Annotated in this window: 30 protein-coding genes; 13 read left to right on the top strand and 17 right to left on the bottom strand. The window is 68.4% G+C overall.

Features of this window, described 5'->3' with window-relative positions:
• Positions 1 to 210: 210 nt before the first annotated feature.
• Positions 211 to 639 (bottom strand): CBS domain-containing protein, encoded by a 429-nt coding sequence (locus tag ACFSGX_RS00005; RefSeq protein ID WP_380928169.1) that lies wholly within the window; start codon positions 637 to 639, stop codon positions 211 to 213.
• A gap of 117 nt (positions 640 to 756) precedes the next feature.
• Between ACFSGX_RS00005 and ACFSGX_RS00010 the strand changes: the two genes are divergently transcribed.
• From ACFSGX_RS00010 to ACFSGX_RS00020, 3 genes are read left to right on the top strand one after another with little or no spacing between them, the layout of a single operon-like run.
• Positions 757 to 1,044 carry a hypothetical protein gene (locus tag ACFSGX_RS00010; protein ID WP_380926501.1) on the top strand — a complete coding sequence of 96 codons (288 nt, stop codon included), beginning with the start codon at positions 757 to 759 and terminating at the stop codon, positions 1,042 to 1,044.
• The gene (locus ACFSGX_RS00015; protein WP_380926502.1) at positions 1,041 to 1,445 is read left to right on the top strand and encodes an acyl-CoA thioesterase; all 405 of its coding nucleotides are present in this window, start codon (positions 1,041 to 1,043) and stop codon (positions 1,443 to 1,445) included. The genes ACFSGX_RS00010 and ACFSGX_RS00015 overlap by 4 nt, the downstream gene beginning before the upstream one ends.
• Positions 1,442 to 1,765, top strand: a complete 324-nt coding sequence (locus tag ACFSGX_RS00020) for a DMT family transporter (RefSeq protein WP_221237549.1) — start codon at positions 1,442 to 1,444, stop codon at positions 1,763 to 1,765. The genes ACFSGX_RS00015 and ACFSGX_RS00020 overlap by 4 nt, the downstream gene beginning before the upstream one ends.
• A gap of 66 nt (positions 1,766 to 1,831) precedes the next feature.
• Here the strand turns inward: ACFSGX_RS00020 and ppa are convergent, their stop codons facing one another.
• Positions 1,832 to 2,419 carry an inorganic diphosphatase gene (gene ppa / locus ACFSGX_RS00025; protein WP_076068080.1) on the bottom strand — a complete coding sequence of 196 codons (588 nt, stop codon included), beginning with the start codon at positions 2,417 to 2,419 and terminating at the stop codon, positions 1,832 to 1,834.
• Between the two features lie 178 nt (positions 2,420 to 2,597).
• On the opposite strand from ppa, the gene hisS reads away from it, so the two are divergent.
• The 4 genes from hisS to ACFSGX_RS00045 all read left to right on the top strand — a co-directional run bounded on the left by hisS (position 2,598) and on the right by ACFSGX_RS00045 (position 7,867).
• Positions 2,598 to 3,881, top strand: coding sequence for a histidine--tRNA ligase (gene hisS, locus ACFSGX_RS00030; protein WP_380926504.1), 1,284 nt, complete (start codon positions 2,598 to 2,600; stop codon positions 3,879 to 3,881).
• A gap of 253 nt (positions 3,882 to 4,134) precedes the next feature.
• The gene (gene prfA / locus ACFSGX_RS00035; RefSeq protein WP_157176543.1) at positions 4,135 to 5,208 is read left to right on the top strand and encodes a peptide chain release factor 1; all 1,074 of its coding nucleotides are present in this window, start codon (positions 4,135 to 4,137) and stop codon (positions 5,206 to 5,208) included.
• Between the two features lie 117 nt (positions 5,209 to 5,325).
• On the top strand, positions 5,326 to 6,234 hold the full coding sequence (gene prmC / locus ACFSGX_RS00040; protein WP_380926507.1) for a peptide chain release factor N(5)-glutamine methyltransferase: 909 nt from the start codon (positions 5,326 to 5,328) through the stop codon (positions 6,232 to 6,234).
• A 301-nt stretch (positions 6,235 to 6,535) separates the two neighbouring features.
• Positions 6,536 to 7,867: a DUF4167 domain-containing protein gene (locus ACFSGX_RS00045; protein ID WP_380926509.1), complete on the top strand. Its 1,332-nt coding sequence runs from the start codon at positions 6,536 to 6,538 to the stop codon at positions 7,865 to 7,867.
• Positions 7,868 to 8,290: 423 nt separating this feature from the next.
• On the opposite strand, the gene ACFSGX_RS00050 is transcribed toward ACFSGX_RS00045, so the two are convergent.
• The 3 genes from ACFSGX_RS00050 to ispG form a co-directional block, all read right to left on the bottom strand.
• On the bottom strand, positions 8,291 to 8,620 hold the full coding sequence (locus tag ACFSGX_RS00050; protein ID WP_380926511.1) for a GNAT family N-acetyltransferase: 330 nt from the start codon (positions 8,618 to 8,620) through the stop codon (positions 8,291 to 8,293).
• Positions 8,621 to 8,773 carry a GNAT family protein gene (locus ACFSGX_RS00055; RefSeq protein WP_380926512.1) on the bottom strand — a complete coding sequence of 51 codons (153 nt, stop codon included), beginning with the start codon at positions 8,771 to 8,773 and terminating at the stop codon, positions 8,621 to 8,623.
• Positions 8,774 to 8,924: 151 nt separating this feature from the next.
• Positions 8,925 to 10,088 (bottom strand): flavodoxin-dependent (E)-4-hydroxy-3-methylbut-2-enyl-diphosphate synthase, encoded by a 1,164-nt coding sequence (gene ispG, locus ACFSGX_RS00060; protein ID WP_380926513.1) that lies wholly within the window; start codon positions 10,086 to 10,088, stop codon positions 8,925 to 8,927.
• Between the two features lie 293 nt (positions 10,089 to 10,381).
• On the opposite strand from ispG, the gene ACFSGX_RS00065 reads away from it, so the two are divergent.
• The 4 genes from ACFSGX_RS00065 (at position 10,382) to ACFSGX_RS00080 (ending at position 14,073) form a co-directional block, all read left to right on the top strand.
• Positions 10,382 to 11,314 carry an isoaspartyl peptidase/L-asparaginase family protein gene (locus tag ACFSGX_RS00065; RefSeq protein WP_380926515.1) on the top strand — a complete coding sequence of 311 codons (933 nt, stop codon included), beginning with the start codon at positions 10,382 to 10,384 and terminating at the stop codon, positions 11,312 to 11,314.
• A 216-nt stretch (positions 11,315 to 11,530) separates the two neighbouring features.
• Positions 11,531 to 12,667 carry a calcium:cation antiporter gene (locus ACFSGX_RS00070; RefSeq protein ID WP_380926516.1) on the top strand — a complete coding sequence of 379 codons (1,137 nt, stop codon included), beginning with the start codon at positions 11,531 to 11,533 and terminating at the stop codon, positions 12,665 to 12,667.
• Between the two features lie 43 nt (positions 12,668 to 12,710).
• Entirely contained in the window at positions 12,711 to 13,619 is a 909-nt protein-coding gene (locus ACFSGX_RS00075) for a S1/P1 nuclease (protein ID WP_380926518.1), read from the top strand.
• A 1-nt stretch (position 13,620) separates the two neighbouring features.
• The gene (locus tag ACFSGX_RS00080) at positions 13,621 to 14,073 is read left to right on the top strand and encodes a hypothetical protein (protein WP_157176550.1); all 453 of its coding nucleotides are present in this window, start codon (positions 13,621 to 13,623) and stop codon (positions 14,071 to 14,073) included.
• A 210-nt stretch (positions 14,074 to 14,283) separates the two neighbouring features.
• On the opposite strand, the gene ACFSGX_RS00085 is transcribed toward ACFSGX_RS00080, so the two are convergent.
• The 8 genes from ACFSGX_RS00085 to ybgC form a co-directional block, all read right to left on the bottom strand.
• Positions 14,284 to 14,622, bottom strand: coding sequence for a hypothetical protein (locus tag ACFSGX_RS00085; protein WP_380926520.1), 339 nt, complete (start codon positions 14,620 to 14,622; stop codon positions 14,284 to 14,286).
• 90 nt (positions 14,623 to 14,712) lie between these two features.
• Positions 14,713 to 14,991, bottom strand: coding sequence for a hypothetical protein (locus ACFSGX_RS00090; protein ID WP_380926522.1), 279 nt, complete (start codon positions 14,989 to 14,991; stop codon positions 14,713 to 14,715).
• 50 nt (positions 14,992 to 15,041) lie between these two features.
• Positions 15,042 to 15,587: a peptidoglycan-associated lipoprotein Pal gene (gene pal / locus ACFSGX_RS00095; protein WP_380926523.1), complete on the bottom strand. Its 546-nt coding sequence runs from the start codon at positions 15,585 to 15,587 to the stop codon at positions 15,042 to 15,044.
• A 61-nt stretch (positions 15,588 to 15,648) separates the two neighbouring features.
• Positions 15,649 to 16,992 (bottom strand): Tol-Pal system beta propeller repeat protein TolB, encoded by a 1,344-nt coding sequence (gene tolB, locus ACFSGX_RS00100; protein ID WP_380928171.1) that lies wholly within the window; start codon positions 16,990 to 16,992, stop codon positions 15,649 to 15,651.
• Between the two features lie 29 nt (positions 16,993 to 17,021).
• A complete protein-coding gene (locus ACFSGX_RS00105; protein ID WP_380926525.1) occupies positions 17,022 to 18,104 on the bottom strand; it encodes a cell envelope biogenesis protein TolA in 1,083 nt (360 codons plus the stop codon).
• Between the two features lie 4 nt (positions 18,105 to 18,108).
• Complete coding sequence (gene tolR / locus ACFSGX_RS00110; protein ID WP_380926526.1) at positions 18,109 to 18,603, bottom strand: protein TolR; 495 nt, start codon at positions 18,601 to 18,603, stop codon at positions 18,109 to 18,111.
• 139 nt (positions 18,604 to 18,742) lie between these two features.
• Positions 18,743 to 19,432: a protein TolQ gene (gene tolQ, locus ACFSGX_RS00115; protein ID WP_380926528.1), complete on the bottom strand. Its 690-nt coding sequence runs from the start codon at positions 19,430 to 19,432 to the stop codon at positions 18,743 to 18,745.
• Positions 19,429 to 19,893 (bottom strand): tol-pal system-associated acyl-CoA thioesterase, encoded by a 465-nt coding sequence (gene ybgC, locus ACFSGX_RS00120; protein WP_380926530.1) that lies wholly within the window; start codon positions 19,891 to 19,893, stop codon positions 19,429 to 19,431. Before ybgC ends, tolQ begins: the two co-directional genes overlap by 4 nt.
• Before the next feature lie 412 nt (positions 19,894 to 20,305).
• On the opposite strand from ybgC, the gene ACFSGX_RS00125 reads away from it, so the two are divergent.
• Positions 20,306 to 20,737 carry a hypothetical protein gene (locus ACFSGX_RS00125; RefSeq protein ID WP_380926531.1) on the top strand — a complete coding sequence of 144 codons (432 nt, stop codon included), beginning with the start codon at positions 20,306 to 20,308 and terminating at the stop codon, positions 20,735 to 20,737.
• A gap of 41 nt (positions 20,738 to 20,778) precedes the next feature.
• Here the strand turns inward: ACFSGX_RS00125 and ruvB are convergent, their stop codons facing one another.
• Positions 20,779 to 21,813 carry a Holliday junction branch migration DNA helicase RuvB gene (gene ruvB, locus ACFSGX_RS00130; protein WP_380926533.1) on the bottom strand — a complete coding sequence of 345 codons (1,035 nt, stop codon included), beginning with the start codon at positions 21,811 to 21,813 and terminating at the stop codon, positions 20,779 to 20,781.
• A gap of 267 nt (positions 21,814 to 22,080) precedes the next feature.
• On the opposite strand from ruvB, the gene ACFSGX_RS00135 reads away from it, so the two are divergent.
• Positions 22,081 to 22,803, top strand: coding sequence for a Crp/Fnr family transcriptional regulator (locus ACFSGX_RS00135; RefSeq protein WP_380926535.1), 723 nt, complete (start codon positions 22,081 to 22,083; stop codon positions 22,801 to 22,803).
• Positions 22,804 to 22,813: 10 nt separating this feature from the next.
• On the opposite strand, the gene ACFSGX_RS00140 is transcribed toward ACFSGX_RS00135, so the two are convergent.
• The 3 genes from ACFSGX_RS00140 to ACFSGX_RS00150 all read right to left on the bottom strand — a co-directional run bounded on the left by ACFSGX_RS00140 (position 22,814) and on the right by ACFSGX_RS00150 (position 25,850).
• On the bottom strand, positions 22,814 to 23,053 hold the full coding sequence (locus ACFSGX_RS00140; protein ID WP_380926537.1) for a DUF6894 family protein: 240 nt from the start codon (positions 23,051 to 23,053) through the stop codon (positions 22,814 to 22,816).
• 71 nt (positions 23,054 to 23,124) lie between these two features.
• On the bottom strand, positions 23,125 to 23,301 hold the full coding sequence (locus ACFSGX_RS00145) for a hypothetical protein (protein ID WP_380926539.1): 177 nt from the start codon (positions 23,299 to 23,301) through the stop codon (positions 23,125 to 23,127).
• A 254-nt stretch (positions 23,302 to 23,555) separates the two neighbouring features.
• Positions 23,556 to 25,850: a TonB-dependent receptor gene (locus ACFSGX_RS00150; protein WP_380926541.1), complete on the bottom strand. Its 2,295-nt coding sequence runs from the start codon at positions 25,848 to 25,850 to the stop codon at positions 23,556 to 23,558.
• Positions 25,851 to 26,078: the final 228 nt, after the last annotated feature.

Consider the following 26,078-nt stretch of genomic DNA (forward strand, 5'->3'; position numbering starts at 1 on the left):
ACGGAAGTGGCCTGAATGGCCTGTTTCCGGAGGTTTGCGAGGGTCGTCGAGGGCTAGGGGTTGGTCTTGGAGGTAGGCGAATCACGGCGAAACCTGAGTCGCTCGCCGCCCCTTCACAGGTCAGTTCCCCGGCGTAGGCCGGGGTCTAGACGCAGCCGCTTCACCTAGGCCCCGGCCTGCGCCGGGGAACTGTTAAGGGTGGACGCTCCCCTACCCAGCGGTGATGTAATCCCGCAGCGCCGCGGCTTCCGCCTCGATGCCGTCGATGCGGTGTTTCACCAGGTCGCCGATCGAGACGAAGCCGACCATGCGCTCCCCCTCCATCACCGGCAGGTGGCGGATCCGGCGGCGGGTCATCAGCGACAGCGCGGCGAGCACCGGCATGTCGCCCGTTACGGTGATCGGCGGCGCGGTCATCACCGACTCGGCGGTCCGGTCGATCACCGCCGCGCCCTCCGCCGCCAGGCAATGGACAAGGTCGCGTTCGGACAGAATCCCGACCACGCGCTCCCCGTCCATCACCGGCACCGCCCCGATCCGGCGCTCGGCCAGGAGGGCAACCACCGCGCGCACGGTCGTATCGACCTGTACCGCAACCACGTCGCCATCCCGCCCCCGCATCATCCGCGCGATCGTCATCTCCGCATCCTCCCCTGTCCGGCGCGGCATTGTCCGCGTCCACGGGTTGATGATGCGCCCGCACACGCGATAAGGCCACAGTCTGCACGCATCCGTGCCACCGGCGGAACCAAGCCCATGGACGATCCACGCAACCGGCTTTCCGATCCGGACTATGCCGCCTTCGCCTGGGGGCGGTATCGCCGGCTGATGCGCTGGATGCTGCTGGCCGCCGCCGTCGCGATAGCCGCTGCGCTGTTCTACCTGCACAGCGCCGGCGCGCCGTTCACCATCGCGCTGGTCATCTCGACCATTGCCGGAGTCGGCGGCGTCGTGCTGCTCGGTGCGGCGCTGATGGGGCTGGCCTTCCTGAGTTCCGGCAGCGGCCACGATGCCGATGCCGCCATCCACGAGGACGAATCATGACCGACACACCGATCGCCGCAACCGTCGAAACCCGCACCGACGAGCCCGTCCTGCGCGTCGTCCCCCGCCCGGGCGACATCAACGCCAACGGTCACATCTTCGGCGGCTGGGTGCTCAGCCAGATGGACATCGCCGCCGGGATCGTCGCGGGCCGCACCGCCGACGGCGCGGTCGCGACGGTCGCGATCGACGCGATGGCGTTTCTCCAGCCGATCCTGCTGCTCGACGTCATCTCGGTCTATGCCAAGGTCGAACGCCGCGGCCGCACGTCGATGTCGATCCGGATCGAGGTCGTCGCCAGCCGCGACCGCGGCCGGCGCGAGGTAAAGGTCACCGAAGGCGTCTTCACCTTCGTCGCGCTCGACGAGAATCACCGCCCGCGCCCGTTGCCGCCGGAATGATCGCCTGGGGCCTGCTGCTGCTTGGCGGACTGGGGGAGGTGGGTTTCACCACCTGCCTGCGGTTCGTCGACGGGTTCCGCAACCTGCCCTGGACGCTCGGCTTCCTCGTGTCGGTCGCGTTGTCGATGACATTGCTGGAGGTCGCGGCGCGCACCATCCCAATGGGCACCGCCTACGCCGTCTGGGGCGGCATCGGCGCGCTCGGCACCGTGATCGTCGGCATGGTCTGGTTCGGGGAACCGGTCACGCCCGTGCGGATCGCACTCGTGCTGGGCGTGGTGCTGTGCATCGGCGGGCTGAAGCTGACGTCCGGCAGCTAGCCCGCACCCATCCTGCCCCGATCGCCGTCCGCGGCGCAGGGCAGGATGGGGCCTGGTGTCGGAATACTATTCCTTGATCGGCCGATCGCCCTGCAGCTGCGACCCGGGATTCTCGCCCTTCGCCTTGGCTTCCTTGGCCGCTTCGATCGCCTCGACGATGATCCGCTTGGCCTCCGCCGTGTCGCCCCACTGGCCGACGCGGACCCACTTCTTCTTCTCCAAATCCTTGTAGTGGGTGAAGAAGTGCTCGATCTGCTGCATCACGATCTCGGGCATGTCCGAGCTTTCGGTGATCTTGCTGTAGTAGGGGAACGTCGCGTCCACCGGCACGGTCAGCAGCTTCTCGTCGCCGCCGGCCTCGTCCTCCAGCTTCAGCACCGCGATCGGCCGCACGCGCACCACCGAACCCGGGATGAACGGCGAACGGGCCACCACCAGCGCGTCGAGCGGATCGCCGTCGGGCGACAGCGTGTGCGGCACGAAGCCGTAGTTCGCCGGATAGCGCATCGGCGTGTGCAGGATGCGATCGACGAACAGCGCGCCCGACTTCTTGTCGAACTCGTACTTCACCGGCTCACCCCCAACGGGCACCTCGATGATGACGTTGAGGCTGTGCGGCGGATCATCGCCGATCGGGATATATTCGATGTTCATGGGCAGGGGAGTATCGCGGCCCCCGTCTACGCTCAAGCACCATTTAACTGCTTTCTGCACCAGTCATCTGGTATCCGGAACGGATTGTAGGAAACGAACCCGCCGGTCGTACGACTCTGGCCAGCGGCGCACAAATGGTTCCCCGTTCCCCCGATCCGTTCTAGGACGCGGACCGACCATGACCAAGATCGCCACACCCCGCCCGATCCGCGGCACCCAGGACATGCTGGGCGAGACCGCGGACCGTTTCCACCACGTCGTCGACATGTTCGACCGCGTCCGCCGGCTCTACGGGTTCCGCCGGGTCGAGATCCCGGTCTTCGAATCGACCGCCGTCTTCGCGCGCTCGCTGGGCGAGACGACCGACGTCGTGTCGAAGGAGATGTATTCGTTCGACGATCGCGGCGGCGAATCGCTGACTCTCCGCCCCGAATTCACCGCCGGCCTGGCGCGCGCCTACCTGACCGAGGGCTGGCAGCAGCATGCCCCATTGAAGGCCGCGGTCCACGGCCCGGTGTTCCGCTACGAACGCCCGCAAAAGGGCCGCTTCCGCCAGTTCCACCAGGTCGATGCAGAGATCATCGGCGCCGCCGAACCCGCCGCCGACGTCGAGCTGCTGAGCTTCGCGGACCAGCTCCTCCGCGAACTGAAGATCGCGGACGGCGTCACGCTGCAACTCAACACGCTGGGGGATGCCGCCACGCGCGATGCCTGGCGCGCCGCACTGGTCGCGCATTTCGAGGCGCACCGCGGCGACCTGTCGGAGGACAGCCTCGTCCGGCTCGCCAAGAACCCGATGCGTATCCTCGACAGCAAGGACCCGCGCGACCGCCCGATCGCCGACGCCGCTCCCGGCATAGACGACTATATGTCGGCGGAGGCCGGCGCGTTCTTCGAGGCCGTCACCCACGGGCTCGAGGCGTCCGGCCTCGCCTGGACCCGCAACGCCCGCCTCGTCCGCGGGCTCGATTACTACCGTCACACCGCGTTCGAATTCGTCACGGACCGGCTCGGCGCGCAGGGCACTGTCCTCGCCGGCGGCCGCTACGACGGCCTGATCGAGACGCTCGGCGGCCCGCACACCCCCGCGGTCGGCTGGGCCGCGGGGATCGAGCGGTTGGGGATGCTGATCGACGCGCCTGCTACGCCCGGAATCGCGTTGGCCGTCATTCCCGATCGGCCGGAACTCGCGGACGACGCTGCCCGTGTGACGACACGGCTTCGCAACCAGGGCGTGATCGTCGACAATGCCTATCGCGGGAATGCCAGGCGACAGGTCGAGCTTGCCCGCAAACGCGGCCTGAACGGGGCCATCATCGTTCGCGGAAGCCCCGAACAAGCGGGCGGCACGCACCTCTCCTATTTTGAGACCAATGCTGCCAAGCAGGACGAAGTTCGAGAGATCGTCATAGCGGCGTTCCGCCCCGATTTTCCATTCTTGGCCACTGGCTCGAACGAGTAATGTCGACCCAGGTCCGTACCCCCGCGCAGGCGGGGGTCCAGCTCCACGCTCAGACCTGGATCCCCGCCTGCGCGGGGATACGCGAGGGCGGCGAACGCACTCGACACGCCAACGCATACTCTTCCATTGACAGTTCCCCGGCGAAGGCCGGGGCCTAGACGCCACCGCTTCACCTAGGCCCCGGCCTCCGCCGGGGCACACCCGACCAACTCACGCGTTCGCCGCCAGACAGACCACCGGAACCCCCCACCGCATGACCACCATCACCCCCGACCGCATCCGCCAGATCGAGGCGCGGCGCGACGAGCTGTCCGCGATGATGACCAAGGCGGACCTGCCTGCCGAACAGTTCGTCCAGCTGTCGAAGGATTATGCCGAGATCGAACCGGTGGCGCAGGCCGCGACAAAGGTCCGCGAACTGCGCGCCGCGGTCGACAGCCTGACCGAGATGACGCGCGACGCGGACGAGGACATGCGCCAGATGGCGGCCGAGGAGCTGACCGAGGTCCAGGCCGCGCTCCCCCCCGCCGAACGCGCGCTCGCGCTCAGCCTGTTGCCACGCGATGCTGCCGACGAACGCTCCGCCATCCTCGAAATCCGCGCCGGCACCGGCGGGGACGAGGCCGCCTTGTTCGCGGGCGACCTGTTCCGCATGTACCAGCGCCATGCCGAGGACCGCGGCTGGCGCGTCGAGCTGATGTCCGCCTCGGCCGCCGACATGGGCGGCTACAAGGAGGTCGTGGCCTCCGTCACCGGCGCCGGCGTGTTTGCCCGGCTGAAGTTCGAATCGGGCGTCCACCGCGTCCAGCGCGTGCCCGTCACCGAATCCGGCGGCCGCATCCACACATCCGCCGCGACCGTCGCGGTGCTGCCGGAGGCGGAGGAGGTCGACGTCCAGATCGACGAGAAGGACCTGCGGATCGACGTCTACCGCTCGTCCGGCCCCGGCGGGCAATCGGTCAACACCACCGACAGCGCGGTCCGCATCACCCACCTGCCGAGTGGGCTGGTGGTGATCCAGCAGGACGAGAAGTCGCAGCACAAGAACAAGGCCAAGGCGCTCCGCGTCCTGCGCTCGCGCCTCTACGACCTCGAACGCGAAAAGGTCGACAGCGCCCGCGCCGGCGCCCGCCGCTCGATGGTCGGCAGCGGCGACCGCTCCGAACGGATCCGCACCTATAATTTCCCGCAGGGCCGCGTCACCGACCACCGCATCAACCTCACCCTCCACCGCCTCCCCGAAATCCTCGAAGGCCATATGGACGAACTGATCGGCGCCCTGATCGCCGAGGACGAAGCGGCAAGACTGGCCGCGCTCGATGGCTGAGGACGAAGCAAAAAGCCCTCTCCCCAACGGGGAGAGGGTTGGGAGAGGGGGGGCCACAAACGATGGTCTCGCCGCGGAAACGCAACAAAGCCCTCCCCCCCACGGGGGGAGGGTTGGGTGGGGGGCTGCGGCTGGCGGCGACCGTCCCACCAAGAACAGGGGGGGGGGGGGGGGGGGGGGGGGNACCCCTCCCCCCGTGGGGGGGAGGGAGTCCGGTCAGCGCTCGCCGAAGCTACCGCCCTCCTAAAAAACAGCACCACCCCCCGCCTCGACGCCGAACTCCTCATGGCACACGCCCTGAACACCACCCGCGACCAGCTCCTCCTCACCCACCTCGACGCCCCCACCCCGGACACCTTCCCCCCCCTCCTCGCCCGCCGCCTCGCCAGCGAGCCGATCGCCTACATCACCGGCACGCGCGGCTTCTGGAGCATCGACCTCACCGTCGCCCCCGGCGTCCTGATCCCGCGCCCCGACAGCGAAACCCTGATCGAGGCCGCGCTCGACCATTTCGGCACGCAAGGCCCGCGGACGATCCTCGACCTTGGCACCGGCTCCGGCGCGCTCCTGCTCGCCGCGCTGACTGAATGGCCGAACGCCACCGGCACCGGCATCGACGCCAGCCCCGCCGCCCTCGCCCAGGCGCAGGCCAACGCCGACCGCCTCGGTCTCGCCCCCCGCACGCGTATCGTTGCCGGCGGCTGGCACGGCACCGGCGACGCCTACGACCTCGTCCTCTGCAACCCGCCCTACATCGGCACCGCCGAACCGCTCGCCCCCGACGTGATCGACCACGAGCCGCACGCCGCACTGTTCGCCGGCGCCGACGGCCTCGACGACTACCGCGCGCTCGCCCCGCTGCTCGCGCGACAGATCGCCCCCGGCGGCATGGCCGCGGTCGAGATCGGCGCAACGCAAGGCGCCGCCGTGACCGCGCTGTTCCAGGCCCACGGCCTCGCCACCACCGTCCGCCGCGACCTCGCCGGCCGCGACCGCTGCATCGTCGCCACGCCCGCAAAGCCGTAAGGTCACATCCCCACCGAACCCGAATTCCGCCCGCACCCCCGTAATTCCGCTTGGAATCGGCTTCGGACCTGCCTAGAGGTTGTACGGGGATCAGGTTCCAGCGGCGGATGACGCCCGGACATGGTCGCCACCACCCCTATCTGCACCGTCGCCTCTGTCCGGGGCGCGGACAGGCGAAGGGCCGAAGCGTCTGCGGTCACCGGATCGCATCACTGCTCCGGACGGTGCCGGCACACTCCACGGGATGGGCCCGGCATGACGAAGTGGTGAGAAACATCCCACGTACGACAAGGACAGCGACTTGATCAACAATCGCCAGAACGGCCGCCGTGGCCGTGGCCGCAACGGTGTGCGTCCCCAGGGCAGCGGCAGTGGCGGGGGGACCGGTCGGCCCGAACAGGGCAACCGGATCGACAATCGCGCGCGCGGCAACGCAGCGCAGCTGCTCGAAAAGTACAAGGCGCTGGCCCGCGACGCGCAGATGGCCAGCGACCGCGTCATGACCGAATATTATCTCCAGTTCGCCGACCATTATTTCCGCGTGCTGGCCGATACCCGCGCGCGCATGGACGAACAGCGCCGCCCCCAGGGCGAGCCGCAGGGCGCCAACAGCTACCAAGACGATGACTACGCCGACGACGGCGAAGGCGACATCACCGACAGCTTCGACGATCCGCGCCCGGACCAGCAGCCGCGTTATCAGGACCGCCAGGACCGCGGCCAGAACGGCCAAGATCGTGGCCAGAATGGCGGCCAGCAGGGCCAGGACCGCAACCGCGGCGACGGCCAGGGCTACCAGCGCAACGGCAACGGCCAGGACCGCGGCAACGACCGCCAGGATCGCAACCGCGACGGCAACGGTCAGGGTAACCAGCAGGGCTATCAGGATCGCGGCCCCCGCCAGGACCGCCAGCAGGCCGACGGCCAGGACCAGAACGGCTACGCCCAGGATCGGGGCCCCCGCCCCGACCGCGGCGACCGTCAGGATCGCCAGGACCGCCCGCGCCGCGACGGCCAGCAGGACGGTCAGCGCCAGGACCGCGGCCCGCGCCAGCGCGACGACGGTCAGGAACGCGGCAACGAAGGCCAGACCTACCGCACGATCCGTGCCGAGGGCCGCGCCGAAGGCCCCACCGACCGCGACCAGCAGGATGGCGCGGACCGCACCTCCACGCGCCCGTCGTCCGATCGCGGCCCCGTCGCCTCGCCGCTCGCCGCGTCGCAGCCGGCCCCCCAGCCGATGCAGCACGCCGCCCAGCCGTCCGGCGAGACCGGCGAAGCGGCCCCCCGCCGCCTGCGCACCCGCCGCCCCGCGTCGGATGTGGCGCAGCCGGACCTGATGCCGCCGGTCGAGGCCGCGCCCGCGCCGGCGCCGATGGCCGCACCGGAAGAGGCCACCGCCGAAGCCCCGCGCCGCGGTCGCCCGCGCACCCGCGCCGCGGCCGCGACCGAGACGGACGAACGGATCGACCAGCTCGCGCTGCCGCCTGCCTTCCTCTCCACCCCGGCCGCCGCGGAGCCCGCCCCCCGCCCCGAACCGGTCACCGCCGATGCCGGCGCGACCGAAGACAAGCCCCGCCGCCGCCGCCGCCCCCGCGCGGAGATCGACGACACCGGCGACGTCGCCGCCTGAACCCAAACGAGAAGGGGCGGTGCATCCAACGATGCACCGCCCCTTTTCTATGTTGCGCCCGAGCCGCGGGGCCTGAACCGATCCAACGCCCCGTCCTGGCATACGCCTCGGCCCGGCAGATGCGATCCGGGCCATTGATGGTCACGCGGTGCGGGCCGCTGCCCTATCTAGCGGCTTGGACAAGTAGAGCGACGATGTCGTTCCCCGGCGAAGGCCGGGGCCTGGGCGCAGCGGTTGCGTCGAGGCCCCGGCCTCCGCCGGGGAACGGTTAAGGTAGAGTTGGCGGCGCCGCATCGAGTGCGTTCACCACTCTCGCGTATCCCCGCGCAGGCGGGGATCCAGGTCTGAGCGTGGAGCTGGCCCCCGCCTACGCGGGGGTACGGATGTGTGTTGCGGGCGGGGCACGCATCCCAGAACCAAAAACTACCCCGCCGCCAACCGCTCCAGTGCCGCGCCCTCGATCCGCCAAGGCTGCCACCCGGTCGAAGGCCGCGCCCCGATCGCCTCGTAAAACCCCGCCGCGGTCTCGTTCCAGTCCAGCACCGCCCAGTCGATCCGCGCACAATCGCGCCGCACGGCCTCCCGCGCCAGCGCCCGGAACAACGCCTTGCCCGCCCCGGTCCCGCGCGCCACGTCCGCCACGAACAGATCCTCCAGATACAGGCTCGGCCGCCCCGTCCACGTCGAATAGGTCTGGAACCACAAGGCGACCCCCACCACCGCCCCGTCCAGCACCGCGACATGCGCAAACACCTACGCGCCCTCGCCAAACAGGGTCTCGCGCAAAGACGCCACGGTCGCCCGCACCGCATCCGGCTCCCGCTCATACACCGCCAGCGCCACGATCAGCGCCAGCACCGCCTCCACGTCACCCGGTTCCACCCGCCTGATCGTCACGTCCGGCATGCCGTCCTCCTCGTTCTGCCGAGCACGGGCACCGATCCCGCCCTCACCTTCGACCGGACGTCACTCTGGAGACGGATCGCAATCCATTCCAAGCTGCCCGGACCCAGGCCAAGCCCGCAGGATATCCGGCCACTCACAACCGCAGTGCGCGCTACTCCGCCGCCTGCACCACCACCGTCTGCGCGGCCAAGGCCTCCGCGGCCAGCTCCGCCGCCGCTTCCGCCGCCTCGATCTCGGCCGCCTTGGCCTCGACCAGCCGGACGATATGGTCGACCATGCCCTCGTCCTGCACCGTGTGGTCGGTGATGCCCGACAGATACACCATGTGCTTGCCCGCACCGCCGCCGGTCAGGCCGATGTCCGTCTCGCGCGCCTCGCCCGGGCCGTTCACGACGCAGCCCAGCACCGACAGCGACAGCGGCGTCGCGATATGGCTCAGCCGCGCCTCCAGCGCCTCGACCGTGCGGATCACGTCGAAGCCCTGCCGTGCGCAGGACGGGCACGACACCACGCGCACGCCGCGTGTCCGAATGCCGAGCGCCTTCAGTATCTCGTAACCGACCCGCACTTCCTCCTCGGGCTCGGCCGACAGCGAGACGCGGATCGTATCGCCGATCCCGAACCACAGCAGCGATCCCATCCCGATCGACGACTTCACCGTCCCGCCGATCAGTCCACCCGCCTCGGTGATGCCCAGATGCAGCGGGCAATCGACCTGTTCGGCCAGCTGCTGATACGCCGCCACCGCCAGGAACAGGTCGGACGCCTTCACCGCGACCTTGTATTCATGAAAATCATGGTCCTGCAGCAGCTTGATATGGTCCATCGCGCTCTCGACCAGCGCGTCCGGGCACGGCTCGCCATATTTCTCGAGCAGATGCCGCTCCAGGCTGCCGCCGTTCACGCCGATCCGAATCGAACAGCCATTCGCCTTCGCCGCCCGCACGACCTCGGCCACGCGCGCGCTCGACCCGATATTGCCGGGGTTGATCCGCAGGCACGCAGCACCCGCATCCGCCGCCTCCAGCGCACGTTTATAGTGGAAATGGATGTCCGCCACGATCGGCACCTTGGCCGCCCGCACGATCTGCTTCAGCGCGACCGCCGACTCCACGTCGGGAACCGACACGCGCACGATGTCGACGCCCACCTCCTCGCACCGCCGGATCTGGTCCACGGTGGCGCGCACGTCGGTGGTCGGCGTGTTGGTCATGGTCTGCACCGACACCGGCGCATCGCCCCCGACGGGGACTTTCCCCACCATGATCTGGCGGGACGGACGACGGACGATATCGCGCCACGGACGGAGGGACATGGGTTTTCCCGGATGGTTGGTGTGACCCTCATATAGCGGAGGGCAGGCGAAAGCCCAAGCAAAGCCCCCTCCCTTTCAAGGGAGGGGGTTGGGGGTGGGTGCAACAGCACCCCACACGCACCGTATCAGACACACCGAACCGCGATCCCATCAGCCCCTCTCCCTCAGGGGAGGGGTTGGGGTGGGGGCAACAGCACCTTACCCACGACCTTGCGACGATGAAGAGGTAGCCCCCACCCCAACCCCTCCCCTAAAGGAGAGGGGCTAATAAGAACCAACCGGAGCCCCGCACCATGACTCCCACCACCCCCCGCTGGACGCTCGTCCTGCACGGCGGCTCCGGCTCGATGACCCGCGACACGCTCTCGCCTGAGGCCGACGCCGCCGGCCGCGAAGGGCTCCACGCCGCCCTCCTCGCCGGCAGCCGCATCCTCGCCTCCGCAGGTTCCGCACTCGACGCGGTCGAGGCCGCGATCCGCGTGCTGGAGGACGATCCGGCCTTCAACGCCGGCCGCGGATCGGTCTTCACCGCGGACGGCACGATCGAATGCGACGCCGCGATCATGGACGGCCGCGATCGCCGCGCCGGGGCCGCCGCCGGGCTCACCACCACGCGCAACCCGGTTTCGCTCGCCCGCGCGGTGATGGAGCGCAGCCCGCACGTCCTGCTCGCCGGCCGCGGGGCCGACACCTTCGGCCAGGAACAGGGCCTCGATCAGGCCGACCAAACCTGGTTCGCCACCCCCGAACGTCGCCGCCAGCTCGACGAGATGCTCGCCAACCCTGACGGCGCGTTCGACATCGGCATGAAATACGGCACGGTCGGCGCGGTCGCGGTCGACGGCGAGGGCCATGTCGCCGCCGCGACCTCGACCGGCGGGCTCACCGCCAAGAAATGGGGTCGCATCGGCGACTCCCCGCTGATCGGTGCCGGCACCTATGCCGACGACCGCGCCGCCGCGGTCTCCTGCACCGGCGCAGGCGAATATTTCATCCGGCTAGGCGTCGCGGCCGAAATCGCCGCCCGTGTCCGGTTGTCCGGCACCACGATCGAGGACGCGGCGGACACCATCATCGACGAACTCGGCGAACTCGGCGGCAAGGGTGGCGTCATCGTCGTCGGCCCGGACGGCTCCGGCGGCTGGGCGTTCAACACCCCCGGCATGTACCGCGCCATCGCCACCCACGACGCTGCGCCCGAAGTCGCGATCTACGGCGACGAGTGAAGCGACCTAACTCCCTCCCCCCACCGGGGGGAGGGTCGGGGTGGGGGGCTTGGCTTGGGGTGAGCGAGCCTCACCAACGACCCGATCCGGCACCAGCAGCGAACTCCCCCGACCGCCCCACCCAGAAAACCCCCCCACCCCAGCCCTCCCCCCGATGGGTGGAGGGAGCCACCCCCACCCTCGACCCACCGCCCCCCTGCCGCTACCCTTGCCCGCATGAAGCTCTCCACCCTACGCCTCCCCGCCGCATGGGCGACCGTCGCCGCGGCCCTCCTCGCCCCCACGATCGACCCCGCCGCACTCGGCCCCGCGCTCGCCGGGCTGCTCTTCGCATGGCTGCTCGGCATCATCTTCTGGTCCGCGTTCGGCGTGGTGCACGAGGCGGAGGAGCTGGCCGAGGCGCTCGGCGAACCGTTCGGCACGCTCATCCTCACCCTGTCGATCGTGATCATCGAGGTCGCGCTGATCGCCGCCGTCATGCTCGGGTCGAAGGACGTCCCGACCCTCGGCCGCGACACGATGTTCGCGGTGCTGATGATCGTGCTCAACGGCGTCGTCGGGCTCGGCCTCCTGATCGGCGGCCTCCGCCATCACCAGCAAAGCTACAACCTCCAGGGTGCCAGCGCCTATCTCGCGATCACCATCCCGCTGGCGATGATCGCGCTCGTCCTCCCCAATTTCACCACCACCACCGTCCGCGGCACGCTGTCCACCGCGCAGTCCGGGCTGTTCTCGCTGCTCACCGTGGCTCTCTACGGCGTCTTTCTCTGGCTCCAGACCGGCCGCCACCGCAGCTTCTTCCGCCCCGTCACCAGCGGCACCGAGTCCCCCCTACCACCCGCCGAGGGCGCCGACGCCCCCGCCACCCCGATGCCGCACGCCGACGCCACGACGTCGAAATCCACCACCGGCCGCCACGTCATCCTGCTGCTCGCCAACATCCTGCCGATCGTCATCCTGTCGAAGAGCCTCGCCAAGCTCCTCGACGCCGGCATCGCCGCACTCGGCGCACCGGCCGCACTGAGCGGTGTCGTCATCGCCATGATCGTGTTCACGCCGGAGGCGATCTCCGCCCTCCGCGCGGTCCACGCCAACCAGCTGACCCGCGCGATCAACCTGTGCCTGGGTGCCGCCGCCTCCACGCTCGGCCTCACCGTGCCGGCCGTGCTGCTGATCGGCGTACTGACCGGCCAGTCGGTCGTGCTCGGGCTGTCGTCAGCCAACATGGTGCTGCTCGCCATCACGCTGGTGCTCAGCACCCTCACCTTCTCCGGCACGCGCACGACGATCCTGGAGGGCACCGTCCACCTGTCGATGTTCGCGGTCTTTTTGATCCTGGTATTCGCCCCCTGAACGCTCGCTCGCTTTCGTCACACGACGGGCGTAGCGGAAAGCCATGATTCGCCCCCTCCGCATCGCCGCGCCGTTACTGGCCTTTATCGCCCTCTTCACCGCCGGCCCCGCCGCCGCCTGGTGGGAATATGGCCACCAGGCCATCGCCACGATCGCGATGGCGGAGGTGAGCCCCAAGACCCGCGCCGCGATCCGCCGGCTGATCGCGCAATCGCCGCAACTCCGCACCCCGACCTGCCCGATCCGCTCGATCGAGGATGCCAGCGTCTGGCCCGATTGCGTCAAGCCGCTCGGCGACCGGTTCAGCTACGCCTATAGCTGGCACTATCAGAACGTCGACATCTGCAAGCCGTTCGACATCAAGACCCCCTGCGCCGACGGCAACTGCGTCTCCGCGCAGATCGAGCGCGCCGCCCGCATGCTCCACGACACGAAACTGCCGACGGTCGACCGGATCGAGGCGCTCGCCTTCCTCGTCCACTTCGTAGGCGATCTGCACCAGCCGCTCCACGCCGGCGACCGCTCCGATCGCGGCGGCAACGATCAGCCCGCGAACTACGGCATCATGGCGGGCCGCCGGAACCTGCACACCGTGTGGGACGGGCTGCTCGCCGATCGCGCGATATCGACGCCCCCCGGCGGGGCGCTTGGCGTGCTGTCCGAAATCCCGGCCGCCGATCGCCCCGCCGCCGCCGCGGGCAGCGTGGCCGACTGGTCGCGCGAAAGCTGGCAGGCGTCGCACACCGCCTATGCCGATCTGCTCGGCGGCGACGGCTGCGGCCCGCAACCGGCCGGCCGCCCGACATTGTCGAACGAGGCGATCGCCCGCGAAATCCCGCTCGCCCGCCGCCAGGTCGCGCTCGGCGGTCTCCGTCTGGCCAAGCTCCTCGACGAGGCGCTCGGCGACGTCGCGCCCGATCCGTCGCGCGTCCCCCGTCCGCGCCGCGGCTGACATGCGCTATTTTCTTGATACCGAATTCAACGGCTTCGGCGGCGAACTGATGAGCGTCGGCCTGGCCGCCGAACATGGCGACGACGACTATTACGTCGTCCTGCCGCTCCCCGACCAGCTCCACGACTGGGTCGCGCGCCACGTCGTCCCCTATCTGCGCAGCGTGCCGCCGATGCTCCACACAGAACTCGACCGCATCGCCGCCGCGCACGACATCGCCAACTATCTCCGCGCGGACCGCGACCCCGTCATCGTCGCCGACTGGCCGGAGGACATCGCACTGTTCTGCCGCCTGCTGATGACTGCGGAAACCGACGTCGTCGACTTGCCCGGCCTCCGCTTCGAATATCTCCGCACCCCCGGCTTCTCGACCGCGCGCAACAGCAAGGTCCCCCACAACGCCCTCCACGACGCCCGCGCCTTGCGCGACTTCGTGCTGGGGAGTGAGCGGTAGGGGGGGCACTGACCGCATCCCGGACTCGATCCGGAATGGGTGGCAGAAGCACTGACCTTCGAAGGCAGCAAAAAGAAGCGAGATCCCCGGATCAAGTCCGGGAAGACCCAAGAAAGCGGTCACAACAAAAGCCCCCTCCCTTTCAAGGGAGGGGGTTGGGGGTGGGTGCAACAGCACCCCAAGCGCTACCTCAACGGAAAGCAGAAGCCCCTACGAGCCCCACCGCCAGCGCCAAGCCCCACCCTCGGTATGTCGCGCCGCCAGCACCACCATCACCGCCAATATGCCGACAAAGGCCCCAGCCTCGACTGCGCCGTGCAACCAGTGCCGCACGGCAACCAACGCCCCGACGCTCCCGACCAGCAAGGCCCAACCCTGCCAGGCCACCGGCATTCCCGCGCCATAGCCAAACGACTTCGCCCGAAACCAGACCTGCCTGCCCGCATCCGCCATGACGACCGCTCCGTGTTCGCTACGAACATACATCTGGAGCAGAGCGCCTTCAACGCCGGTCGCAGCCGGAACGATCGGCACGTTCCAGACATTCAAACTCCGCCCATCGAGAGCGAAGTCGAGGGCCCTGTCGGGCGCAGCCGAGACACCGCCGCCTCCCCGCTCACTCAGGCGAGGGGAGAAACCCTACCCCCGCCGCAAGCGCGAAAACCCCCACCGCCCCACGACGATCAAGACATACCCCACCCAGAACAGCACCGACCCCGCCATGAACGGGATCATCGGCAGCATCGCCCACCCCATGATCCCGAGCATCGAGATCGGCACCGCAATGTCGATCCCGGCGCGCATGCAAACGACCGTGCCAGCCTCATTGGCCGCGCACCCGGTGACAGATGCGAGCAGCAAGGACACCGCCAAACACAATGCCGGCACCCAGACCGCCAGCGTGGCGAGCGCCGTCATGGGCAGCCAGGCCGGGCGCGCACGCACCCCCGGCCTGGCCTCGGGCGAAATCACATGGAACCCGCGCCGACCGGCACCACCGTCACGGCGCGGCGGTTCTGCGCATAGGCGCTCTCGTCCGAACCGGTCGCGACCGGCCGTTCCTTGCCGTAACTGATGACCGAGATCCGGCTCGCGTCCACACCGTTCGACGCCAGGAAGTTCTTCGCCGAGTTCGCCCGACGATCGCCCAGCGCCAGGTTGTACTCGCGCGTCCCGCGCTCGTCGCAATGCCCCTCCACCGTCACGCGGACGTTCGGGTTGCGCTGCAGCCACTGCGCCTGACGCAGCAGAATCGACTGCGCTTCGGAATCGACGTCGGAACTGTCGGTCACGAACAGCACCGTGTCGCTGCCCGCCTGCGCGATGAAGTCTGCGCGGCTGCCGGGCACCGCGGCACCACCGATCGCGCCGCCGGTCGGCGCATTGTTGGTGCCGTCGTCGATCATGCCCGCACCGGCGGGTGCCGGCGGCAGGACCGCGGGCTTCTTCTTCGCGCAACCCGCGACGGCGACAAGCATGGTGCCGGCCAGGGCCAGTTTCGTCAGATGGTGCATGTTCGGTCTCCCTTGAACATTCGCGGCCCCGCTTCGGCCGCCAATCTGTCGTGCGGATGCATCAGGGCAGCAACGGCCCCCACGCAGGATCGGACCCATCGAGCGGGGTCGGCACCGGGCGCAGGTTCTTGCCGGTCAGGTCGACCGACCACAGATCCGCTTTCCCACTGCCCTGCCCCGTCCGGAAGAACAGGATGACGCGGCCGTTGGGGGACCAGCTCGGCCCCTCGTCCTGCCACGCATTCGTCAGGATGGTCTCGTTGCCGCCGCCCGGCGTCATCGTGCCGATCCGGAACCCGCCGCCGATCTTGGTGAACGCGATCAGGTCGCCGCGCGGACTCCACACCGGCGTGCCGTAGCGCCCGCCGCCGAAGCTGATCCGGTTCTGCCCCGATCCGTCCGCGCCCATGACGTACAGCTGCTGCCCGCCCGACCGGTCGCTCTCGAACACGATCCGGCTGCCGTCCGGCGAGTAGCTCGCACCCGTGTCGATGCCCGGCGACGTCGTCAGCCGCTGCGGCGTGCCCCCGCTGGTCGGGACGCGGTAGATGTCGGTATTGCCGTTCACCGACATCGAAAACACGATCGACCGGCCGTCCGGCGAGAAACGCGGTGCGAACGTCATGTTCGGCTGGTTCACCACCAGCCGCTGCTTGCCGCTGCCGACGTCGTAGACATAGATTCGCGGCCGGTCGTTCTCGAACGACATGTACGCGATCGTCTGCTGGTTCGGCGCAAACCGGGGCGTCAGCACGATCGACCGGCCGTTGGTCAGGAACCGGTGGTTCGCACCGTCCTGGTCCATCACCGCCAGCCGCTTCAGCCGCCGCGTCTTGGGGCCCGTCTCGGACACATAGACCACGCGGCTGTCGAAATACGGCCCCTCGCCGCTCAGCCGGGTATAGACCTGATCCGCGCATTTGTGCGCCGCGCGCCGCCACTGCGCGGGCGGCACGACGAAGCCCTGCCGCGTCAGTTCGGTCTGCGCGAACACATCGTACAGATAGCAGCCGACGGTCAGCGTCCCGTCGCCATTGGCCTGCACGAACCCCTGCACCAGCGCCTGCGCGCCCGTGCTGCCCCATCCGGCAAAGTCCGGCGCGGTCACCTGCGGGAACGATACGGCGCGCAGTGCGGACCCGACCAGCGGCGTGAACAGCCCGCTGTTGCGCAGGTCGTTGGTGATGATCTCCGACACCTGCCGCCCCAGCGACGCGGTGTCGCCGGCGGGTGTGCCGGCCGCGGCGGGCGTCGGCATCACCGGCACCGCGATCGGCATCGGCGCGGAAATACCGCCGACCACGTCGACCTCGAGCGGTCCGCTGGACGCGCCGGCGGGGGCCGCAGCCGGTGCGGGCGGCGGCGTCTGCGCGACCGCGGTCCCGGAAGCCAGCAGCGCGAGCATGATCGAAAGGGTGCGCGTCATGTCCATCCTCATCCGGGCAGCTTGTAGCGTATCACGATATCGTTCCAACCCTGCCCGTTTCCGACCTCGTAGAGTTCGGGGGGCAGTTTCAGGGGTGAACATTCGCGCGCGATGCCGATCGCCAGTTCGCCGACGCGCGTGGCGTAACGGCCATTCTCGTCATCCGTGCCGGTCTGGCCCAGCACGGTCGGCGCGGTCGCCAGCGTCCCGTCCTTCCGGAACTGCAACCGCATCCGCGTCACGATCCGGTTCGATCCCGGCCCGGGGCTCGACCGCCGGTCCGCACATGGCAACAACTGCCGCTGGATCGCGCCGACCAGCCCCGCCATCTGCGTCGCGCTGACCGTCGCGGCGCGCGGCGCCTGCGTCTTGCTGTCGCTCTTCTCCGCGGTGATCCCCTTCAGGAAATCATCGCCCAGCGCCGCACCCGCGGTCCGCTTGCCGTTGCCCGCCCCGGCCTTCGCCGTCGCGGTCGCCGCCTTGCCGGGTGCGGGTCGCCCATTGCTCTTGGACGGTGCCGCCTTCGACGGAGCAGCCTTGGACGGCGCCGCCTTGCTCGGGGCGGCCTTGGCGGGCGCAGCCTTCGCGGGCGCGGGCTTGGCCGGTGTCGGCTTCGCCTTTGCGGGGGTCGGTTTCGGCGTCGGCTTCACCACCGGCTTGGGCACGGGTTTTGGTACCGGTTTCGGCGCGGGGGTGGGCTTCGGTTTTGGTTTCGGTGTGGGTTTCGGCGTCGGCGCGGGGGCCGGCGGGGTCGGCTTGGGCTTCGGCACCGGAACGGGGTCCGGCTCCGGGGCGGGCGGCGGCGGCGTCGGGCGCGGTTCGGGCGGCGCGGGCTCGGCCTCCGCGGCGGATGCTTCCTCGGGCTTGCCCAGCTCGGGCGCTTCCGACTGCGCCGGCACCTCGGTCGCCGGCTCCGGCGCGCCGGACACCAGCCCGACCTCGTCGGCGAACTGGATATCGATCGGGTCGCTCACCGGCTTGGGCGGCAGCGGTTTCGGCGCAAGCAGCCCCAGCGACAGCACCGCCAGCAACGCCGCATGCGCCGCAAGCGATATGGCGAGGCCCGCCTTCTCCGACCGTTCCATCGTCATCGGGTCAGCGTGCGCCCGCCGCGGCGTCGCCGGTCGACACGGCACCCGCCGCCCCGCCACCGGACACTTCGGCCCCGACCGTCACCAGCGCGACCTTGTTCAGCCCCGCGGCGTTCAGCTCGCCCATGACCTTCATCACGCGGCCATAATCGAGATGCCGGTCGGCGCGTAGGAACACCTGCGGCGGGTTCTTGCCCGCGCCGTCCGCCGCCGCCTGCGCCAGTCGCCCGGGCAGGTCGGCATCCGATACCTCGGTCTCGCCGATGAACACGCGGCCCTGCCCGTCGAGCGAGAGCTGGATCGGCTCCTGCTCCTGCTCCAGCCCGCCCGCGCGGCTCTCCGGCAGCTCCACCGGCACGCCCGCGGTCAGCAAGGGCGCGGTCACCATGAAGATGATCAGCAACACCAGCATCACGTCGACCAGCGGCGTGACGTTGATCTCCGCCATCGGCGCCCGCCGACCGTTCGACCCGCGTCCGGAAATAGGACCCATCGCCATAACTAGAGCCCCTCTCCTTCAGGGGAGGGGTTGGGGTGGGGACAACAGCTCCACGCCGGTGACGTTGCAGGGTTGAAGCGGTCAGCCCCACCCCAAACCCCTCCCCTAAAGGAGAGGGGCTTCAGAAACGCCAAACGCCTCACGCCTCCAGCTCCCGGCTCAGCGTCGCATGGAACCCGTCGGCAAAGCGGTTCAGCTTCGCCTCGAACCGGTTCAGCCGGTGCGTCAGGCGGTTGTACGCGATCACCGCGGGGATCGCCGCGAACAGGCCCAGCGCGGTCGCGAACAGCGCCTCCGCGATGCCCGGTGCCACCACGGCCAGATTGGTCGACTGCTTGCCCGCAATATCGGTGAACGCCCGCATGATGCCCCACACCGTGCCGAACAGCCCCACGAACGGCGCCACCGACCCGATCGTCGCCAGGATGCTGATCCGGTCGTACAACCGGTCCATCTCCGCGCCGACCGATGCCGCCATTGCGGTCGCCAGCCGGCTGCGCGTGCCCTCGCGGTCCACCACCTTGCCTGCGGTCGACCGCCGCCATTCGCTGACGCCGGCTGAAAACACCCGCGCCGACGGCAAATCTTCCTTGCCCGCGCCGTCGTACAGTCGGTCGACGTCCTCCGCCTTCCAGAAATCGCGCTCGAACGCCTCCGATTTCGCCCCCACGCGGCGCAGCTTCATGCCGTGGCCGATGATGATCACCCACGTCCAGATGCTGGCCAGCGTCAGGCCGATCATCACCGCCTTCACGATGATGTCCGCCTGCAGGAAGAGCGTGATCGGCGACAGCATGGATGCGCTCGTCGTCACTTCGATACCGGTCATGCGCCCCTGTCGTCCTTTGTCAGTCGTTCGAAAATCTCTACCCAGTCGCGCGGTTGGCGGCGCGGCCGGCCGGCGGGCGACAGGAATGCCGCGGTCACCTCCGCCGTCGCCAGAACCTCGTCACCGCGCATGACTGTCTGATGAATGGCGCACGATGCCGCGCCGACCCGCACCACGCGGCTGACCACCTGCACCGCATCGTCCAGCCGCGCCGGCCGGATGTAACGGATCGCCAGGTCCGCGACCGCGTAGGCGCCGGTCCCGTCGTCCTGCGCCGCGCGCTGGTCGATCCCGGCCGCACGCAGCATGTCGGACCGTGCGCGTTCCATGTAACGCAGGTAATTGGCGTGGTAGACGACCCCGGTCAGATCGGTGTCCTCGAAGTACACGCGCACCGCAAACCGGTGCTCCGCGCCCACAAAGCCCCCCGTATAGGGCCGGTCCAGATCGTCCCTCACCATTCCGGCGGGTCTAGCGGTTAACGAAAACGAGACAACCCGATTCCACCAACCCTACTGCACCAAGGCCCCCGGCCTTCACGGGAGTGGTTGCCGTGGCTTACCGCTGCACGACAACGCCAACGCCGGTGGACTCGTCACAGCGTTGCAGGCGCTCGATCGAATGCCCTATCCGCCAATTGCCGACGGTCGGCATACTCCTGTTCTCACGACAACCATCGACCAGGCTGGTTCAATTCACTCGCTTGGTGCTACGCCGACGGCTCATACGGATTAAGAGGGAATGACAACGTTGAGCGTCCGTAGAACTGCCTGCTTAACTGCGACGTTGCTTTCGGGAATCACGGTCCCATGGATCGCAACGGCGAAGACGCCTGTCATTCTCCAGTGCGATGCGCCCGTCGATCAATTCGAGTTGAAGACGCAGAAAACGGCCTTGCCCTTCACAATGATCGGGACCGTGTCCGCGCTACGGATGCGCTCAAACGAGTATGTTCCATCCGGCAGCCTGAGGATCGCCAGTCCGGGCGACGCGAGCAGCGTAGGATTCCAGGTCGATGCCCCGTCTGACGACGCTGATGCATTGGACGTCACCCTCATTACGAAGAACGGAGAAGACATAACGGAAACCCCGGAAGGAAAGGTTGCCGCAACCGGTACGATTCCGTTTCTGTTTTCCGTGACAAAATCGGGTGATGTGACGATCGTCGTCGGGGAGAAGGTCTCAAGAGCCAAATTCACGCCCGGTGCCGAAGCTCTGCTGGTTGCGACCTGCACCAGCGGTCAGTTCAAATTTACCGGGACGTTGTCCAACACTGTGCAGTCGTTGATCCCGGACACCCGATAACCACAGGGTCCTTTGGGCAACACGCGGCGGCGGCGCGCGCGCTACCCCTCGAACAACCCGCCTTGCACGACCGTCCCCTCGGGCTCCGGCAGGCCGATATGCCCCCACGCGCGCGAATTGAGGCAGCGCCCGCGCGCCGTTCGCGCGACGAGGCCGAGCTGGATCAGATAGGGCTCGATCACTTCCTCGATCGTGTCGCGCGGCTCGCTCAGGCCCGCGGCCAACGTCTCCACCCCCACCGGCCCGCCGCGATAGATGTCGGCGATCATCAGCAGGTAGCGCCGGTCCATCGCGTCCAGCCCCAGCGAATCGACTTCCAGCCGGGTCAGCGCGCCGTCCGCCACCTTCGCGTCCACCACCGACGCGCCCGCCACATCGGCGAAATCGCGCACCCGGCGCAGCAACCGTCCGGCGATCCGCGGCGTCCCCCGTGCCCGCCGGGCGATCTCCACCGCGCCGTCCGCCGAAATCGCCATGCCGAGCAGCCCCGCCGCGCGCGTCACCACGCGCTCCAGTTCCTCGACCGAATAGAATTGCAGCCGGATCGGGATCCCGAACCGGTCGCGCAACGGCGTTGTCAGCAAGCCCTGCCGCGTTGTCGCCCCGACCAGCGTGAAGCGCGGCAGATCGATCCGCACGCTCCGTGCCGACGGTCCCTCGCCGATCATCAGGTCGAGCGCGCGGTCCTCCATCGCGGGATACAGCACCTCCTCCACCGCGGGGTTCAGCCGGTGAATCTCGTCGATGAACAGGACGTCGCCGTCCTCCAGGTTGGTCAGCAGTGCGGCCAGATCGCCCGACTTCGCGATCACCGGGCCGGACGTCGCGCGGAACCCGACCCCCATCTCACGCGCCACGATCTGCGCCAGCGTCGTCTTGCCGAGGCCTGGCGGACCGAAGAACAGCACATGGTCGAGCACATCGCCGCGCGCCTTGGCCGCCGACACGAACACGCGCAGATTCTCGCGCGCCGCCTTCTGCCCCACGAAATCGTCGAGCGTCTTGGGGCGCAGCGCCGCGTCGACATCCTCGGGGCGGCGGGCGGGGGTCACCATGCGGTCGTCGTCGTCGATCATGCCGCGGCCTTAGCGCGTTTTGGGTCTGTTCCAAACCGAAGGGGCCGATTCCGGCGCAACGGACATCCGATTTGCGCGCCACCCGGACGGACGGGCATTGCGATGAACCGATCGGCTGATGCGTTAGGTGGATGCACCGAACCATGGTAGACGCGTTCATCATCGGCAGCGTCTTTGGGCGTCGGTGGCTGTGAGACTTATGTGCTCCCGCCTTTTGGCCGGAGTATATCGATCGTGACCCCACAGGCTGCGGCCCTCCGACTTTTCGTGAAACGCCTCGCGTCACGCTCGTGCCTGACCAACGACGAGGTGAGCGGCCTGCTCGAGCTCGGCGGCCATCTCAAACGCTACGCCGCGCATACCGATTTCGTCCGGGTCGGCGATCTGATCGACCATAGCTGCCTGATCGTCGATGGTCTGGTGGGCCGGTTCGGCCAGAATGGCGATGGTCTGCGGCAGATTTCCGGTCTCTACATCACCGGCGACATGGCCGATCTGCCATCGGTGGTCAGCCCCCGGGCGGGCTGGGGCATCGGCGCGCTCACAACCACCACGATTCTGCAGATTCCCCACGCGGACGTCCGCCGCCTCGCCGGGCGCCACCCTGGCGTGGCGGAGGCGCTGTGGCGCGACTGCGTCGTGGACGGGTCGATCTTTTCGGAATGGGTCGTGAACGTCGGCCGCCGCAACGCATTGTCGCGGATCGCGCATCTGTTCTGCGAAATGGCGATTCGGTGCGAGCAGGCGGGGATCGGCAGCCGCACGTCCTTCCCGTTACCGATCACGCAGTGGGATCTTGGCGATGCGACGGGCCTGACGAGCGTCCACGTCAACCGCACGCTGAAGGAACTGCGCACCGCGTCGGTCGCCGATCTGCGGTCCGGTGTCGTCACGGTTTATGACTGGGACAAGCTCGTCTCGGTCGGCGACTTCGACCCGGCGTTCCTGTTGCTCGACAGCCCGGCACCGCGGATCACCGACGCCGCCTGACGCCGTGGACCTAGCCAGGATGCCCCACCGCTGCGCCCAGCGTGATCGATACAACGGTCCGCCCGGCCTGATCGGTCACGACGATCCGGTCGTCGAGCGGCAACCGCCCCTCCCGCACGGCACCGGCCAGCACATCGCGGGCCGCCCGAACCGCCGCGATGCGTGCGCACCCATCGTCGGCAAGCGTCGTGCCTTCCTCGTCTTCGACGACGAACCCGCCCTCATGCAGGTGGAGGAAATACGTAGGCACCCATGCGAAGCGAGCGCGGCCACGCTTCGTTCCCGTTAAAATTAATCTATGTTATTCGCCGTTTCGGCCGGTCAGGCGGTAGCGAAGCGCGGGACCGCGTTGTCCGTCATGTCCTGATGCAGCTGCCGGCGGTAATTCTGTGCCAGCGCACTGTGGGCCTGCCAGGAACGTTCGCACTTCGCGGCCGCCGCGGCGGCTTCCTCACGCGCGATGATTTCAGCAAGGTCGTCGGGGTTGAGTCCGTTCATGACGTTTCACTCCGCACAAAAGATGACCTTGTCTCCCAAAATTGGCGGCGCCACGTCTTAACGCAGGTGAATAATCCTTTATAATGGCGCACGACTATTGTCTGCCGGTCGATCATCTCGCGGATCCTGCTTCCGCGCGGGCATTACGCCGAAGTCCGCGGGGTCACCCCCGCGATCGATACCCACCGATTCGCAAAAGCACGCGGGCACCCTGCCCCTCGCAATTGCGTGGCGCGAAGCAGGGTCCGAGTCGCCTAGAACCGCCCCGACAGCGACACGCCCAATACGCGCGGCTCGTTATACACCGCGGCCATATAGTTCTCGATCACACCCTTCAGGTTCTTTTCCTTCGTGATGTTCCGCGCGAACAGCGCGATCTCGTACGCGCCGCCGGCCGCCTCGTACCCGATCCGCGCGCCGCCCTCGAAATTGTCCTTCGCGTAGAATTCGTCGGTCCGGTACAGCACCAGGTTCGTATAGCCCTGCATGTTCCAGTCGGTCGCGACGAACGCCCGCCCGCCATTGCCCAGCGGCACGTCGTACCGCGCCGCGAAGTTCAGATTATATTTCGGCGCGTTGGGCAGCGGGTTGCCGTCGATCGACGCGAACGTGTTCGCCCCGACCCGGATCGTCGGATCGTTCACCGTACACACCACCACGCCGTTCAGCTGGCAGACCTGCGCATAGACGTTCGGATCCTTGATCTCGGTATGGAGCAGGCTGACCCCGGCCGTCAGCGACAGGTTCGGGATCGGGCGCAGTTCGGCATCCGCCTCGAACCCGTAACCGTCCGCCTTGTCCGCGTTGAACAGCACGCCGTTGCCGTTCACGTCGTTGCCGTTCAGCTGGATGTTCTTCACGCGGTACGCAAAGCCGGTCGCGTTCAGGCGCAGCTTGTTGTCGAACAGCCGCGTCTTGATCCCCGCCTCGTACGACGTGTTCGTCTCCGAATCCGCCGTGGTGAAGTCGGAATTGAACACTGCCGACCGCCCCTGGATCGTCGGCCCGCGGAAGCCGCGCGCCACGCGCGCATACAGGCTCACCTCCGGGCTCGCCTCGTACAGCGCACTCACGTCCCAGCTCGGCTTCGTGTCCGACAGCCGCACGAAACGCCGGCCGGTATAGGTCACGGCACCCGCCGCGGTATCGGCGGTCTTCACCAGCCGCGTCTTCTTGGTATCCTTCGTCTCGCGCGCGCCGGCGGTGATGGTCAGCTTGTCGGTGATGGCATAGCTCGCCTGCCCGAACAGTGCCCAGCTCGTGTTGACGTTGTTCAACCGCACCCAGTTGTTCGGGTTGCGCCCCGCCGTCGTCAGGAAGAATGCGCGCTGGTAGAAATCGGTCGTGTCGCGGCTGTCGAAGTAGAAGCCGCCGACCTGCCAGCGGAACCGCCCGGCATCGTCGCTCGCCAGCCGCAGCTCCTGCGTCCACTGGTCAAGGTCGCGGATCTGACCCTGCGACTGGCCGAAACCGTTCGCTACGCCGTTGACCGGATAGACCGACGCCGCACCGCCATCGGTATCGCCGCGGCTGTACCCGCTCGTCGTCTCGTACGCGGTGATCGACGTCAGCGTGGCGCCGCCCAGGTCCAGCCCGGCCTTCAACGACCCGCCATAGGTCTTGTACGCCTGCGGATTATTGTTCGCCTCGTCGTAGATGACGGAGTTGCGCGGCGCGATCGGATCGTTCGACCCCTTCACCAGCCCCTGGCGCAGGAACAGGGTCGATGTGCCATCGTAATCGCGCGCATGGGCCGATGCCAGGATCGACAGCGTCTCGGTCGGCGTCAGCAGCACCTGCAACCGCGCGTCACGCTCGTCGAAACCGCCCATCGCGTTCTTCTTCGGCGTCACCGTGCCGTCGGCGCTGGCGCCCTCGTAACGGTTGTCGACATAATCGTCGCGGTGCTGGTACAGCCCGGACACCCGGATCGCGACCTTGTCCTGCACGATCGGCCCACCCACGCCGCCGTCGAACGTCACCGTGTTGTACGATCCGTACGTCGCCTGCGCGCGACCCTCGAACGTCTGCGTCGGGCGCAGCGTGTCGAACTTGATGATGCCCGCCGTCGTGTTCCGCCCGAACAGCGACCCCTGCGGCCCGCGCAGCACCTCGATCTGACCCACGTCATAGACCGGGTTAGATTTCAGCACGACATGCTCCAGCACGACATCGTCCTGGATGATCGACACCGGCTGCGACGCGCCGAGGTAGAAATCGATATTGCCGAGCCCGCGGATGTAGAAACGCGGAAAGATCCGCCCCGTCGTCGTCTCGGCGTACAGGCTCGGCACCCGCCCCGCGAGCGCGAGCAGCGTGTCGTCGCCCCCGCTGGTGTAAGCGCGCAGATCCTCGCCGCGCACGACACCCACCGACACCGGCACGCGCTGCAGATTCTCCGACCGGCGCTCCGCGGTCACGACAATGTCTTCCAGCCCGGCGCTGTCGCTTGCCGGCGCCACCGCCTGCGCTGCCGCCAACCCGGGCGCGACCAGCGCGGCCAGACCAATACCGGCGAGAACGAGAGACTTCGAAACGATGCGCGACACGGTCTTCCCCCAGGGGCGCGTCCATCGTCCACCCGACGCGACCCCGCTACCCCCAAGCACGCCCGCTATGCGGCGATTGCGATGCATTTGTGACAAACCATGTCTCGATCGCACACCCGCGCGACACTGTTGCACTCCTGCAACAGCGCTTGTCTCGGGACGTCGAGCGTCGTCGCCCAACACGCTGTTCGTGCGGCAGATAGCACGGACGCTCTCCTGGCCGGGTGC

It is taken from the genome of Sphingomonas arantia, from assembly GCF_042682045.1.
GTDB lineage: Bacteria > Pseudomonadota > Alphaproteobacteria > Sphingomonadales > Sphingomonadaceae > Sphingomonas_R > Sphingomonas_R arantia.